The sequence below is a fragment of the Paenibacillus sp. NAIST15-1 genome, from assembly GCF_001894745.1.
Classification (GTDB): Bacteria; Bacillota; Bacilli; order Paenibacillales; family Paenibacillaceae; genus Paenibacillus_B; species Paenibacillus_B suaedae.
In genome coordinates this window covers 746,952-761,612 of record NZ_BBYF01000002.1, presented here as the reverse complement: position 1 = coordinate 761,612, position 14,661 = coordinate 746,952, and the positions used below count along the sequence as shown (strand labels likewise).

The 14,661-nt window shown below is 45.2% G+C and carries 13 protein-coding genes; 2 read left to right on the top strand and 11 right to left on the bottom strand.

From position 1 onward, the window contains the following. Positions 1–36: 36 nt before the first annotated feature. From PBN151_RS07290 to PBN151_RS07280, 3 genes are all read right to left on the bottom strand, one after another. Positions 37–648 (bottom strand): DUF3298 and DUF4163 domain-containing protein, encoded by a 612-nt coding sequence (locus PBN151_RS07290; protein ID WP_072728435.1) that lies wholly within the window; start codon positions 646–648, stop codon positions 37–39. Between the two features lie 127 nt (positions 649–775). Further along, positions 776–1,504: a phosphonate ABC transporter ATP-binding protein gene (locus tag PBN151_RS07285; protein ID WP_072728434.1), complete on the bottom strand. Its 729-nt coding sequence runs from the start codon at positions 1,502–1,504 to the stop codon at positions 776–778. Between the two features lie 117 nt (positions 1,505–1,621). After that, positions 1,622–2,803, bottom strand: a complete 1,182-nt coding sequence (locus PBN151_RS07280) for an MFS transporter (protein ID WP_021253876.1) — start codon at positions 2,801–2,803, stop codon at positions 1,622–1,624. A gap of 123 nt (positions 2,804–2,926) precedes the next feature. Here PBN151_RS07280 and PBN151_RS07275 point away from each other — a divergent pair, with 123 nt between their 5' ends. Beyond that, positions 2,927–3,850, top strand: coding sequence for an ArsR/SmtB family transcription factor (locus tag PBN151_RS07275; protein WP_072728432.1), 924 nt, complete (start codon positions 2,927–2,929; stop codon positions 3,848–3,850). Positions 3,851–3,934: 84 nt separating this feature from the next. Then, a complete protein-coding gene (locus tag PBN151_RS07270; protein ID WP_227774464.1) occupies positions 3,935–4,693 on the top strand; it encodes an HAD family hydrolase in 759 nt (252 codons plus the stop codon). A 129-nt stretch (positions 4,694–4,822) separates the two neighbouring features. On the opposite strand, the gene PBN151_RS07265 is transcribed toward PBN151_RS07270, so the two are convergent. The 8 genes from PBN151_RS07265 to PBN151_RS07230 form a co-directional block, all read right to left on the bottom strand. Then, positions 4,823–7,123, bottom strand: a complete 2,301-nt coding sequence (locus PBN151_RS07265; RefSeq protein WP_072728430.1) for a type IA DNA topoisomerase — start codon at positions 7,121–7,123, stop codon at positions 4,823–4,825. Between the two features lie 102 nt (positions 7,124–7,225). Continuing rightward, positions 7,226–8,713: a glutamate synthase subunit beta gene (locus PBN151_RS07260; RefSeq protein ID WP_021253880.1), complete on the bottom strand. Its 1,488-nt coding sequence runs from the start codon at positions 8,711–8,713 to the stop codon at positions 7,226–7,228. Between the two features lie 219 nt (positions 8,714–8,932). Then, on the bottom strand, positions 8,933–9,418 hold the full coding sequence (locus PBN151_RS07255; protein ID WP_072728429.1) for a dihydrofolate reductase: 486 nt from the start codon (positions 9,416–9,418) through the stop codon (positions 8,933–8,935). A gap of 85 nt (positions 9,419–9,503) precedes the next feature. Continuing rightward, positions 9,504–10,298, bottom strand: a complete 795-nt coding sequence (thyA, locus tag PBN151_RS07250; protein ID WP_065291672.1) for a thymidylate synthase — start codon at positions 10,296–10,298, stop codon at positions 9,504–9,506. Positions 10,299–10,686: 388 nt separating this feature from the next. Further along, positions 10,687–11,451, bottom strand: coding sequence for a 4'-phosphopantetheinyl transferase family protein (locus PBN151_RS07245; RefSeq protein ID WP_175560641.1), 765 nt, complete (start codon positions 11,449–11,451; stop codon positions 10,687–10,689). A 54-nt stretch (positions 11,452–11,505) separates the two neighbouring features. Further along, positions 11,506–12,264 carry a metallophosphoesterase gene (locus tag PBN151_RS07240; protein WP_072728427.1) on the bottom strand — a complete coding sequence of 253 codons (759 nt, stop codon included), beginning with the start codon at positions 12,262–12,264 and terminating at the stop codon, positions 11,506–11,508. A 168-nt stretch (positions 12,265–12,432) separates the two neighbouring features. After that, positions 12,433–13,197 carry an enoyl-CoA hydratase/isomerase gene (locus PBN151_RS07235; RefSeq protein ID WP_072728426.1) on the bottom strand — a complete coding sequence of 255 codons (765 nt, stop codon included), beginning with the start codon at positions 13,195–13,197 and terminating at the stop codon, positions 12,433–12,435. Next, on the bottom strand, positions 13,197–14,456 hold the full coding sequence (locus PBN151_RS07230; RefSeq protein ID WP_072728425.1) for a hydroxymethylglutaryl-CoA synthase family protein: 1,260 nt from the start codon (positions 14,454–14,456) through the stop codon (positions 13,197–13,199). Before PBN151_RS07230 ends, PBN151_RS07235 begins: the two co-directional genes overlap by 1 nt. Between the last annotated feature and the right edge of the window lie 205 nt (positions 14,457–14,661).

The window sequence follows — 14,661 nt, the reverse complement described above, 5'->3', positions numbered from 1 at the left end:
CGTACTATATTTGAGCCTCGATGCTTACCTCGATGCTTAGTATGACAACTTATCTATAATGCCATTATCCGCTTTAATGTCGTTCAACTCGTATACTGATATCGGGAAGTACAGAAATCCATATACATACGCCGCAATTTCGTACAACTGGAAGAAGAGAACGAGCGATTTATCCGTCATATAGAAATCTTGATCCGGACGAATCGACTTGAATGGCTCTAGCGTCTGGATATCCCGCGTCTTAATCTGTGCGGCGACATGCTTAGACAACACGTCTACGTAAGGGGCCCCCGGCTTGAACAAATCAGATAGCTTTATCAGCTTGCCTGTCTCTGTCTCAAAGGTCAACCCACGCTGATAGGTCATCCCATGGGCTGCATGATAGGGATAGTCATATACACTTAAAGTAAGACTAAGGTATCCTCTTTCGTTTAATTTGATTTCGTACCAACCTTGAACCTGAATATTCTTCGGATCTTCCTCATAGCCGGAAGTTCGAATTAATTCCCTGACCTGATTTTGTATGGTATGATTCATACGCTCCGCCGCTTGTGGATGCTTCGGATCCACAACGACAGGAACGTACACCTCCAGGTTCGGCTTGCGAATAACATGAGGCTCGATCGGAATCGGCAATGGATACAGCATAAATAAAGCCACCTCCTACGGATGCGTGAGTGTTCGGAGAGAAAAGAACGTTCTTCCCCCACCTTACAACATATGCATCCATAAGAGATGGCGTGACAATTGCCTATTTACTTTTTCCCAATCTTCATTATAATATGAGAGCCTTCTCTGATTGAAGAAGCCGTCTGCCCTTCACATCGACTGCGATAGTGCCGTCATGAAGTCCCCATAATCGTGTAGCGAATTTCTCTGCTAGTTCAACCTGATGAAATACCGCAATAACGATCTTGCGCTGCTTCGTGCACAGGTCTCGAAATGTCGACAATACAGATTCAGCCGATTGCGGGTCTAGTCCGAGAACAGGCTCATCTGCAAGCAGCACGTCTGCTCCGTGTACAAGCGCCCTGGCAATGGCAATCCGCTGCTTCTCCCCACCACTCAGATCACTACACTTCTTATGGGCCTTGTCCAATAGGCCAAGCTGTTCAATGGTATCCATTGCCCCCATGTAGTCGTCTGAGCGTATCATTCCGGTAGCCATTCTCCATAGCGGAGTTTGATGGAAGCGTCCGATTAAGACGTTCTTCAATGCCTTGCGATTGTCCGACAGCACTGGGTTCTGTTCCAAGTAGGCGAACTCCCGCTTCACCTTCCGTCTTCCGCTCAACTGCTGCGCGAAGATATCCACACCGTCAACGATAAATTTGCCGCTTGTCCATCTCTCCTGAAGCGCCAAACATTTCAGCAGTGTCGACTTCCCGCTGCCGCTCGCACCTACTACACCAATGAACTCGCCCGGCTGCACTTCGAAGCTAATATTTTTCAATACCTTCTGTTCAGGAGGGTACTGCTTCACTAACTGATCTACTCTAATCACCGTCAAGACTCCTCTCCATTCCGACAATGGCAGTTCGCTGCTTGTTTGCTGCGAGAGACTATTTATATGTGCGCAGCGGTTCACGAACATGTACTCTTAGTGTAAGGAAGGTAGCCCCTAACTTGCAAGCGTTTTATTGCGCCGTCTGAAGATGAAGCCGAGTAGTGAGAATCCAATATACCAAGCCCCGAGCAAGTAGAACATGCTCCCAATTGATACGTATTGAATCCCAATGCCCGCTAAATTCGGCCCAATGATGCTCCCTAAGCTGAAGTGAATGGATGCAATCACGTTAGCGGACGGCAAATATTCCTTAGGCAATATGTCTGCTGCATACGCGAGTCCTAATGAGAAGAAAGAACCAACCAAGCCTCCAACGAGCATGAACATAATGAGAATTCCCCAAATGTTCGTACCCACAAACGGGATGATAAGGAACCCTAATCCCCCTAAGATACCGCATGCCATCAATACTTTTTTGCGGTCGATGCGGTCGCTAAGCATGCCTAACGGCAGCTGCAGAATAAGTCCCCCGATCCCGAAGAATGGAAGCAAATACGATATCCAATGCTGTTCCATGCCGAGACGAAGCGCGTATACAGGGAAGTTGCTATTCATCGAGGCTTCCATGTAACCGTATAGGAATGCTGGCATCAGAGCGAACCAGGCCCATTGGTAGGAACGGCGATAGCGTTTCTCCGGTCTCGATCCGTCCTTCATCATCGCAGCTTCTTCATTTGGCAGCTTCACATATACAATTGCCATAACAATGAGGAACAGGAGAACAATCGCGATGAACGGTGCTGAATCATGGATAGACAACAAATTAATGCCTAATGGCCCGAAGCTGAAGCCTACCCCATACGCCATCCCATATAGGGAGATGTTTCTTCCCCGTCGATTCGCTGGACTGACTGACACGGCCCACAGCTGTGTCGCATAATGCAGCGCGCTGTCACCTAGACCAACAACAATTCGCAGAACGAACCATACCCAAATGTTCGGGAAGAACGGAAATAACGCTAGTGCGATCGTAACCGACACCATACCGGCAAGCAGCATTTTCTTATAGCCAAGCCGAATAAGTATCCGCTCTACTAGGAACATCATGGAGAATACCCCTAAGTAGAGGGCGGTAGCATTCAATGCATTCAGATCGGATGGAACCCCCATCCGCTCCAAGAAGATCGTAAGTAAGGGCAGCAATAACCCCTGACTAAGACCTGTAATCATAACAACAATAATCAGAATTATAAATTTCCAAGTTGGGGAATCTGTCGTGTTCCGCCAAGATGCCATTCTTAAACCTCCCCATTTATCTCTATCAAATGAACATTTCACAATTATAGTAGACAATGCTATGCAATACAATTCATAATAAATGTAGACACTCATTGTCATTACCAAGGAGGCTACGCAGGCATGACCTATCATGTTCGTATCGACTGTTCATCGGTATATGAACTTATTGGAAGCTTCATGCTATTTGTACACCGCAAATGGATTCGCAATGTTGACAACGGCATGACGTGGGTACGTCAAGCAGAGCAAATGATGCCCAGTGAATGGGAGGAGCATGCTCGTCAGGTGAAGCGTTATTCACTAACGGATTATGACATGCTGTATGCTATAGCGCTTGAATATACAGGCGGCAGTCATATTACAGGGTACATCGAGCATCTGGAACAGACAACTGATCAGCAATGGAAGCATGTTCAGGAGCAGTATGGCCTGCTAGACATTTCGCTCACCAGAGAGGATTGCCAACGATATTATGTACCCGCATTGAAATGCTGGTATGAGCATTACATCTCGCACACCTTGCCGCAATGGGAGCCTATTTTGCTGCAAGATGCGGATGAGAAGCGGCTCTTAATGAGCAAAATAACTCCAGAAGAAGTTGTCGAAGTTGCAACGAATGGCATCGTCATTCGTGATGAGAAGAATCATATTCGCGAATGCATTCTTGCTCCAATGTGGCACTATCGTCCGATGAACAATACGTGCACGTTTAAGAACAAGCTGCTTGTCCTGTACGCGGTTGACGAGCCCGCTGAAGATGATTGCGTGCCGTCTCACAGCCTGCTTCGCATGACGCAAGCGCTTGCTGACCAAGAACGGCTGCAGCTGCTGCGTTTCGTTAGTCAAGGTTCACGCTCATTCGCTGATATCCAACAGCATCTCTCATTATCCAAAGGAACCGTGAAGCATCATTTGGCCGTTCTTCGATCCGCTGGATACATACGTACCTATTGGGACGGCGATTCGGAATCCATCGCCCTTCGTCGGGAAGGGTTGTCCGACTTGTCCGTATTTCTAGAAGATTATGTGCAAGTACAATTGTAACGACTGACAAAGTATGCGTAATGGAAGGTTATCGCTATCCTCCTCACGCTTGTCATGTCTGAAAGGCGCAAGGAGGAAATCACATTGACTACATCAATGCCAAAACAAACAATACTGTTCGACATGGACGACACGCTCATTTATTGCAACAAATACTTTGACATTGTCATTCATCAATTTTTGGATACGATGACGACTTGGTTCAACTCATCGAACATGAGCGCGCAAGAAATCAAGTCCGTCCAATCTAAGTTCGACATCGCTGGCGTACAGAAAAACGGGTTTCAGAGCGAGCATTTCCCTCGTTCCTTCATTGAAACGTACAACCACTTGTGCAACTTGACAGGCAGAGATTCCTCTGATGAGGAGAAGGAACAGCTCTGGAAGCTCGGACTTAGCGTGTATGACATGGAAATTGAGCCTTATCCAGGAATGGTTGAAACACTAGAACTGCTTCGTGATCAAGGTCATGAATTGTACCTGTATACAGGCGGTGAGCCTGTTATCCAGCAGCGCAAGATTGACCAAATGAAGCTGTCCGCCTACTTCGGAGATCGCATTTTTATTCGTCAGCATAAGACAGCTGAAGCATTAGCAGAGATTGTGAAGGAGCAAGGCTTCTCACCTGCCAATACATGGATGATCGGCAACTCCGTACGGACAGATGTACAACCCGGCCTCTTAGCTGGACTTCATGTCATTTATTTAAAGCGTCCGAATGAGTGGCTCTACAACGTCATTGACATTGAGATCGAGCCCCAAGGAGCGCTGTACACTTTAGAGAAGCTTGCTGACGTACCTCGTGTTATCGAGGAATGGCTGCTCACCTCCAAGCTGAGCTAGATCAAGCAGACCCAAGTTCAATTCGGAACACAACATGAAGAAGCCATGCTGTCTCGTTTCCACCCTATGGGGCGGGCATATGGCTTCTTCATGTATGCTTCTAATGGAGAAACGAATATTCGTGTTCCGCTATTCTTCAACCACTTTCAAATCCCCAGTTGATCGATTGGCTAGAACCAATCTTCCTTTCACCGTTGCATTTCCTCTGGTAAAGCTAAGCTTCTTCGTGCTTCCCTTCTCCAATAGCTCGCGCATCATCACCGGAGATATCGTCTTCCCTGTAGCCAACTGCTTTTTCCACACAACGAACTTGCAGCCTAGCCTATAGTTCGAACAGCCGAACCCCTTGCGCCCTTCAATTATCGTACCGCCACAGCCTTCGCGAGGACATATGCCGAAGGTTTCAGGTGCTGCATGTTGTCCGCTTCCTTCTGATGAGCGGCTAGAACCAGAAGCTTGCGTCGCCGAACCCTTCACTTTGGAACTCTTCGATGTCTTGGCGCTGGTTTGCGGCTTGCCTCTCCCCTTGGATGACTTGTCCGATTCGATCAATGCAAGAACTTCGGCTGATACAGGGCTTTGCTTGCCGACACAATCAATGACATGAAGCGTGAACTTGCGCACAGCTTCCATGAATACATCTTCCGATGCCTCTCCTCTGGCAATCTGCGTTAATCGTCTCTCCCATTGCCCTGTCATCTCTGGTGAGGTTAGAAGATGTACCCCTGCCCCGCGAATCAGCTCAACAGCTGTCTTACCTTTGGTTGCGAGTGTAAGACGTTTGCCAGTCATCAAGATATATCCGACTTGCTTCAGCCGTTCAATTGTCGCCGCCCGCGTCGCAGGGGTTCCCAGCCCTGCATCCTTCATTACTTCACGCAGCTCTTCATTGTCCAGCTGCTTCCCTGCGCTTTCCATTGCCTTCAGCAATGTGCCCTCTGTATAAGACTTTGGCGGCTGTGTTGCCTTGGCAGCCATCTCCGCTTCGCGACAATGCACAGGCTGATTCTTGTCCAGGTTGAACTGCTCCGTATCGTTAAGTTCCTCTACTTGATCCGAGGATGATTGAGAATCCCCTTCATCCTCATCTTTCTTTTTCGAGCGCTTAGTGCGGGACTTCTCCTTATCATGATCATATAGGAGCTTCCAGCCCCGTATTCGCCATTGCTTCATGCTCGTCTTGAATGATTCCTGCTCGACCTCGGTTAACACCGTATAAAGTGTATACTCTGCAATTGGATAGAAGTGCGCCAGCAAGCGACGAACGATTAAGTCGTAGATTTTGCCTTCTTCAGGCGATAAGGTGCCCGGGCGCTTCGTCGTTGGCAGAATGGCATGGTGATCCTCAACTTTGTCTGGGTTGCACACGCTGCGGTTATTTTTATGAACCCGACTCGGTTCTGCTTGCGCCGCCAAGTCCGCATAACCCGGCATACTCATTAGCATCTTGAGCGCCTGATGCATGCCCCCAATATTTTGCTCCGTCACATAGTTCGAGTTCGTCCGCGGGTACGTAATCGCCTTGTGCTTCTCGTATAATGCTTGAGCTATATCCAGTGTCTTCTTTGCCGAGAATCCGAAACGCGCGTTAGCATCCCGCTGCAGCAGTGTTAAATCATAAAGCTTGTACGGATACTCCTTGCCTTCTTTGATCTGGTAATCGGCAATTCGTCCGCTCTTCCCTCTCACTTTGTCAGCAATCTCAGTCGCCTTTTGCTCGTCCGTAATTCGATCGCCCTGTCTAGTTCCCTTATAAGTTGTATCTCCCTGCTGAAATACAGCTGTAACCTCATAATAGGATTCGGATTGGAACGCCGCAATCTCCTGCTCCCGGTCATAAATAAGCGCAAGGACTGGTGTCTGAACGCGTCCAACCGACAATAGTGCCTTGTGCTTCGTTGTAAAGGCGCGAGAAGCGTTCATCCCAATAATCCAATCTGCCTGACTTCGGGCTCTTGCTGCAGCTGTAAGCCCTTCATAATACTCTGCACCCTTCATCTCTCCGAATCCTCGGCGAATCGTGTCTGCTGTCAGGTCGGATATCCATAAGCGCTTAACGGGCTGTTTCCATTTGTAGTGCTGTTGAATTAGGGCGAAAATATATTGCCCCTCGCGCCCGGCATCGCATGCATTCACGATTGTATCGCATTGTTTCGCCAACTCCCCGATCATTTTCAACTGATCCTTCGTGCGGCGTTCCGCCACAATCTTGAAGCTGTTCGGTAGAATCGGCAGATCGTAGAAGTTCCATCGTTTATATTTCGCATCATAGGCTTGCGGCTCTGCTAATCCGAGCAAATGGCCGATTGCCCATGTAATAATGTAGTGATCCCCTTCAATATGCGTCCGGTGCTTACGACCCCTTGGCTCGATGACAGAAGCGATGTTGCGTCCCATATCAGGCTTCTCAGCCACGACAAGTGTCTTCATCCTACCACCTCTTTCCATACACAACAGAAGAAGCCGCGCATGTGAGAATAAGCGCAGCTTCTTACTAACGTTACTATGTTCTATTATTCACTACTTTCACATTTAAGGCAATAGTGTAGTTCCCATCAAATATCGATCGACTTCTCTTGCAGCCTCTCGTCCTTCATTGATCGCCCATACGACGAGACTCTGTCCACGGCGCATATCTCCTGCGGCAAATACTTTACCTACATTCGTCGCATACTTGCCATAGTCGGCCTTCACATTCGTCCGACGATCGGTTGCCAGTCCGAGTTGCCCTGCAATGGTCTGTTCCGGCCCATCGAAGCCGATCGCAATCAGCACGAGTTGGGCCGGGAATACGCGTTCCGTACCGGGAATCGGCTGATAAATTTTCCGTCCAGTCTCATCGACAATCCGTTCAATCTGCACCGTATGCAGTTCCTTCACCTGTCCATCTTCATCACCGACGAACTTCGTTGTCATGATGGAGAATTCACGAGGATCTCTGCCATATAAGGCTTTGGCTTCCTCATGGGCATAGTCCAGCGTGTAGACGTTCGGGAACTGCGGCCAAGGATTTGTACTTGCATCTCGTTCTAGCGGAGCCTTCGCATGCGTACCAAATTGTGTAACACTGCGACACCCGTGACGGAGCGCAGTTGCAACGCAATCTGTTCCAGTATCTCCGCCTCCGATGACGATCACATCCTTGCCCTCGGCATTAATATACTGACCATCCTCCAGATTGGAGTCAAGATAGCTCTTAATCGTACCATTCAAGTAATCCATCGCATAGTGGATTCCGTGCAAATTGCTTCCTTCTATTTGGAACTCACGCGGCTTCGTTGCGCCTCCGCATAAAACTACCGCATCATGAGAGGCAACTAACTGATCAGCTGGGATGTCCTTGCCGATTTCCGTATTCGTCACAAATTGAATGCCTTCCGCCTCCAATAGCTGAATACGGCGATCTACAACTTGCTTCTCCAGCTTCATCGTTGGAATCCCATACGTGAGGAGGCCACCAAGACGATCTGAACGTTCGAAGACGGTTACGGAATGGCCGGCTTTATTTAATTGCGCGGCACAAGCTAGGCCAGCAGGACCTGATCCTACAACAGCCACATGCTTACCTGTTCGCTGAGCTGGAGGATCGGGCTTCACCCAGCCCTCTTCAAATCCTCGTTCGATGATAGCTTCTTCTATTGTCTTAATCGTAACTGGCTGTCCAATTAGCCCTACCGTACAAGAGCCTTCACATGGTGCAGGACATACACGCCCTGTAAACTCAGGGAAGTTATTGGTCTTATGCAGGCGCTCAAGTGCCTCCTGCCATAACCCTCGATACACGAGCTGATTCCATTCTGGAATCAAATTGTGCACAGGACAGCCTGATGTTCCTCCCGTCATTTCAATACCTGTATGACAATATGGGGTTCCGCAGTCCATACAGCGGGCGCCTTGTGTGCGAAGCTCTTCTTCACTTAAATGCTTATGGAACTCTTCCCAATCCTTCAGCCGTTCCAATGGATCGCGATCAGCCGGAATCTGACGGCGATACTCCATAAATCCAGTAGGTGTTGACATGCGATTTCCTCCATCCGTCCATCCGTATATTTGTATGAGTAAGGTCGATAGGTCATTCTTTTGTTGCGGTTTCATGGATTTTCATGCAGACATTCATTGCACTCTTCGACATGTTTTTCAACCTATCCTACTCAATTTACGCCTATATTCCAATGGAGTCATGAACAAATCATTTGCATTTCTTCACACAATAGCACATCAACACATTTACGATCTCAATTATTTTTTGCGTACAAAAGATTGGAACAGATGATCGTATTCATTCTTCTCATCAACGATTCCTGACTCTTCCCACTCAAGCTCCCATACACGCTCATCGTATTCTGGGAAATGCTCGTCGCCCTCGAATGTCTGCGCGATTCGCGTAACAAGCAGCTTGTCCGCATACGGCATAAACAAATTATAAATTTGGGCTCCGCCAATAATCATCACTTCTTCATCTTGAGCAAGCTCAAGCACGGAAGTGATGTCCGAGATCACCTCAGCGTCATCTGTACGCCACGCTGGGTTGCGCGTCAAGACAAGATTGCGCCGTTTCGGCAGTGCTCCGTTCAGCGAATCATACGTTTTGCGTCCCATCACAACAGTCTTGCCTTTTGTATTCTCTCGGAAAAACTTCATATCATTCGGTAGATGCCACGGCATTCCATTGTCCTTGCCAATAAGCCGTTGTTCGTCCATCGCCCATATCATCGTAATCGACAATTTCAATTCCTCCTTCGATCGTTCTTAGCAGAGTCACAGAAGTCGAATGTAATATTCGTGCGCGTTATTGCACAACAACCTTCGATTACACAGCGACAGGCGCTTTGATTGCTGGATGATATTCGTAGCCTTCGAACTCAAAGTCCTCAAAGCGGTAATCAAAGATTGATTCTGGCTTGCGCTTAATGACCAGCTTCGGAAGCGGCAATGGATCGCGCTGCAACTGCGTATTCACCTGTTCCAGATGATTCGAGTAAATATGAACGTCTCCACCGCTCCAGACGAACTCGCCTACTTCCAAATCACATTGCTGCGCCACCATATGCGTTAACAGCGCATAGCTTGCAATGTTGAAAGGCAAACCAAGGAACGTATCCACAGAGCGCATGTTCAACAAGCAGCTCAACTTGCCATCTGCCACATAGAATTGGAAGGAATAATGGCATGGAGGCAGCTTCATCTGATCGACCTCACCTACATTCCACGCGGATACGAGCAACCGGCGGGAATCCGGATTCGTCTTAATTTGCTCAATCACATTCGCGATCTGGTCAATCGTACGACCGTCTTTCGTTTCCCAGTTCCGCCATTGCGAGCCGTATACAGGACCAAGATTGCCGTTCTCGTCCGCCCACTCATCCCAAATCGTTACCTTGTTCTCCTTCAAATAGCCGATATTCGTATCGCCGCTAAGGAACCACAACAACTCATGGATGATCGAACGAAGATGCAGACGCTTCGTCGTTACGAGTGGAAATCCTTCATTTAGGTCAAATCGAAGCTGGCGACCAAATACGGAAATCGTACCTGTGCCTGTACGATCTTCTTTTTTCACGCCATGATCCAAAATATCCTGCAATAATGCCAAATATGATTTCATTCTCTATTCACTCTCTTTCCTTACCGTTCTGAAGTGTATCTTACCTAGTGTACCATTCCAGAGTAAAAAAATCATCGGTATCCCATTCCATTATGACAAGAGAGGCAAGCCTGACCATCAGCGGCAAGGCTTGCCCTTCAATTGTGCAATATTCCTTGAGCTATGTAGCTATGTCTGTTACACACGTAATAATACTGTTCTTCGAGATATTCATTTTTCTTTATATAACAGTTTAGATGTAGCAGATCATTGATGGAAAATTGAGGTATGTTGATATGATGATGTCCCTAGAAACGAATGTAGGCATGTTTTTGTCACAAACTCATGACATAAACATGCCTACAATAATGGATGATAAACTTGATTCATGGACATTCTATTATTCACATCATCTTACACTTTCCACAGACTCATGAAATCCCTTAATAACATGTTCGATATTTTGTAATTTCAGATTCTTAGGATAAGTTATTGACAATAAATAATCATCTTTGCAAGTAGAAAGAGTATAGTATTGGATAAAATTCTTATAATAGCAAATATAATAGTCCCCTACATTTGTAATATCACTTATCTCCAACACTTCAAATGGCACGGTCAATCCCGTTTTTAATACTTTTGAAAGAGACTCTTTTGCAGACCATATTATTGCAAGAACGCCAGATTCATTCATTCTATTTTCCGACTGCGAATTGAAAATCAAACTTTTTTCAGAGTTAGTGATTTGCGATATAAATCCACTTCGAGAGACATTTGAAATACACTCAATGTCTATGCCCATCGGACATGATTCTGGGAAAACTATTGCCCCTCCCATATCACCACTATGAGTTATACTAAGCTGCAAATTATGCGTAAATGGACTTCCAAACACAGGCTGACCAAAAACTCCACTTTTGATATATACATGTTGTAAGCTATTTTCGCTAGTTTGATGTAAAAAAGCTCGCTTAGCTACATATCTTCCGATCAGGTAACTTTTTATTCTATTTTCAAATTTCAACTTATTAAAATACTCTAACTCCTCAACATGGAGAAATGATTTCGCTTCACAATGTCCCACGATATAAGAATAGTTACAAAAACAAACACTACATTTATAGAGTGCACTATCCGAATCTACAACAATTATTTCCCCAATATACGGATTCATTATGTCTACTCCCATGCCTTCCCGCAAAAATTATTACATGAAAACACATGTTTACTAAATTTCATGCACACACAATAATTTTCTATGCGTGTAACTTTTTTCATAAGGATACCCATAGGCATTATTAATATAAAGAATTCCATCTTTCCATATTTTTCTGTTAATATGACTGTGTCCATATATATGTAAATCAGATCCCAATTCACGTATCTGTTTATCAAGCAACACACTTCCGAGTACTGGATAGAGAAATTGTTTACTCGTGGGAATATTGTAAGGCATTAAGTCTATTCTCGGAAGAAAATGAGAAAATGATATGATAAATCTATCGCCCTTCTGCATAGAGATATGATTTCGGTCTGTGAAATACTTCGTAATTTGGACTACATCATTTCCAAAAGGCCATTTGCAAGCGATGAAATCTACCCAATTACTTAGAATTTCTTGATTAGGGCTACCAAATGAATAATCGTACCACCCAAGTAGCGGAACAATCAAAACGTTCTCCATACTATATGGTTCCATAATAACGCCTGTATGTTGTGCTATTATTTCTATAGCTCTAAGCTTTTCCATGGAATTAGAATATTCATTTTTCACTACCCATAAATCATGATTCCCCGGCACATAAAAAACTTTTAAAAACTTTGCAGTTAAGCTTGTAAAAGTCTCCTCTATGTGTATGATCTGATTAGAAATGTCTCCTGCCAGAATCAAAATATCATTTTTGTAGTCTTCGCAGGATATTTGCTTAAGCCAATTGTAATTTTCAGGGAAATCTATATGTATGTCAGAAATAGCAAATATTCTCAAGGTATTCTCCTTTATAAAGGTATCATTCCAAACGAACAAAAGTAGATGAGCATAAATAAATCTTACTAAAGACGATGAATGGTAATAGCTATATTGACGGCAGTAAACAGCCGCTCTTGGTGAACGTTCAAATACTTGAAGCGCGGACCGTATACTTCCGTCACTTAATCAGTTCTCCCAAGGAAATATTCCTTTTTCGACGTACCTGCGAATGCCTTCAAGGTTTTGCGGATCAGAAAACACTTCTTTATTCGCTTCAACAGCTAATTGTTTGGACAGTTCAAGCGTCTCATCAAGCCTGCCCATATACCTTTTATACCTTAAGATCGCTTTTTTAGACAGCGGTCTTAAACGAAGTAGGTGCTTTCGAAGCAATGCTTGACTATCGTTATCACAGGCATCAACCATCCCACATTCAAGTGCCTGTTGCACTGAATACGGTTGGGTCATAAGCGTCAAATAATTAGCTTTACGAATCCCGACTCTTCTAATTAAAAAAGGCAAGACTGCTGCTGGGAAAACTCCGAATAATAATTCAGACAGGCTGAATTGGGCAGTCATATCCGAGAGCACAATATCACTGGCAGCAACAAACCCAACCCCCCCGGCATTTACCTTTCCCCTGACGTGTGAAATCGTTATGTATGGACCAGTGGCAAATCGCAACCAAAGATCATACAAGCGTTCCGGTTTGGGTTCGACCAGCTGACCGCTTGACAATTTTGCGTACATGTCCTGAAAATCTGCCCCAAAGCAAAACACTTCCGGTAGGCCTTCCAACACTACAATGTTTATAGATTCCTCACACTGATCCAGAACAGCATGACACTCTTCTATCAGAAGTTCATTTATTGTGTTTTTCTCATCCGGACGATAGATCTGGATGTAACATATCTTGTTTTGGAAATTGACTTTTATCGTTTGATAGTTCATTATATCCACCTGTACTCACGATGAAATTCCCGGATTTCCTCTAGCACAAGCCTCTGTTTTCCACGGCTTTTATCCAGGGCACCCGGAATCAATCCCAGATCCAGCTTGACATTTCGAGTTCCGAATTTTACCGTTCCACTCTCCAACAATAAATGTTCATATTCTTCCATGGATAGTTGGTAGCGTTCATTCAGTTCTTTTTCTATATTGAAGCGGCGCAAACGTTCCTGTCCCTGTTTCGTAACAACTCCACTATAAAATTCCGAACAGCATCCGGATCCATAAGAAAAACATCCAATCCGCTTAGGAGTATCAAAATTACCTTTATCAATTGTACTTGCCAAAGAAAGAAGTACCGTAGCCCCCATTATATTGCCTACCCGTTGGCAGTAGATTACTCCTGGCATTACACGCATCTCAAAATCTGCTTCAATCTCATCAGGCTTTGCTCTAGCCATTTTTCTCATCATAGTGCGATGGGCTCCCTTAACCATTCCTCCAAAAGGAGTATGAAAGCTAAGATAGTTAAAAGTATTCCTATAATCCACTCCAGCAACCTTTTTTTGATATTCCAGAAATGTCTGTTCACAACAATCGAGATAGGACATCAAAGACAAATCTGTATTGCCGGCTTCACTATCTGGAATAGGACGGCATGTGTCCATAACCTCAAAGCCATAATAACCGTTTGCACCTACATCAACTTGAAATACATAGGGCTGTTCACTAACTAATACCGCCACAGCCCCAGCACCACCGCTAGGCTCTGCATAGGACCAGTCTTCCGTCAGTGCATCTCCACCTTCAGCAACCAAAAACCGTGAAATGTCGCTTGCAATAACCAATGCTTTTGCTCCAGGAGAAGTCTGGGACAAAATGAAATTTACCGCCATTTGCAGACCTGCAGTTCCAGAATAGCAGGCTTGCTTCAACTCGAATAAACGGCAATTGCGATTTAATCCCAAGTAATGGTGAATATAGGTGCTCATTGATTTTCCAAAATCAATACCGGATTCCGAACAGGTAATCACTAGCTCAATCCGGTTTTTTTCACTTTCAGATAAAGAATCAATGATTGGTTTTGCTGCATTCACAGCGCAAGTAACCGGATCTTCATATGGCAATGCCACCGCTTTTTCCTTCATCAATAAATTCTTGAATCTTGGAGCGTCCAAATCCCGATGATTTGCCAGTTCCATTACATCAAGGTATGCCATTCCACCAAAAGCATTTATAGCTTCTATTCCTACGGAAATCATAAAAAACAATCCTCCCTTATTCTATCTATGTTTCTTCCGATTTTCTTCCTTTTCCTCATGATTTCATCATCATCTTTCTTTCTACCTTACAAGAAGTGGAGACCGGTAGTCTCCTAATTGGGTCGATCCAATAGGAATAGTTTCTCCCGGCCTCCTTAGGTGCCTATTACTTCATACCTACAGTGGGGTTCATATCTTCAAATAT

Excerpts from the sequence above, each read along its gene's own strand:
- PBN151_RS07235 (WP_072728426.1), bottom strand. The coding sequence starts at position 13,197 with ATGAACTATCAAACGATAAAAGTCAATTTCCAAAACAAGATATGTTAC.
- PBN151_RS07245 (WP_175560641.1), bottom strand. The coding sequence starts at position 11,451 with ATGAATCCGTATATTGGGGAAATAATTGTTGTAGATTCGGATAGTGCA.
- PBN151_RS07265 (WP_072728430.1), bottom strand. The coding sequence starts at position 7,123 with ATGAAGACACTTGTCGTGGCTGAGAAGCCTGATATGGGACGCAACATC.
- PBN151_RS07275 (WP_072728432.1), top strand. The coding sequence starts at position 2,927 with ATGACCTATCATGTTCGTATCGACTGTTCATCGGTATATGAACTTATT.
- PBN151_RS07260 (WP_021253880.1), bottom strand. The coding sequence starts at position 8,713 with ATGTCAACACCTACTGGATTTATGGAGTATCGCCGTCAGATTCCGGCT.
- PBN151_RS07280 (WP_021253876.1), bottom strand. The coding sequence starts at position 2,803 with ATGGCATCTTGGCGGAACACGACAGATTCCCCAACTTGGAAATTTATA.
- thyA (WP_065291672.1), bottom strand. The coding sequence starts at position 10,298 with ATGAAATCATATTTGGCATTATTGCAGGATATTTTGGATCATGGCGTG.
- PBN151_RS07230 (WP_072728425.1), bottom strand. The coding sequence starts at position 14,456 with ATGATTTCCGTAGGAATAGAAGCTATAAATGCTTTTGGTGGAATGGCA.
- PBN151_RS07290 (WP_072728435.1), bottom strand. The coding sequence starts at position 648 with ATGCTGTATCCATTGCCGATTCCGATCGAGCCTCATGTTATTCGCAAG.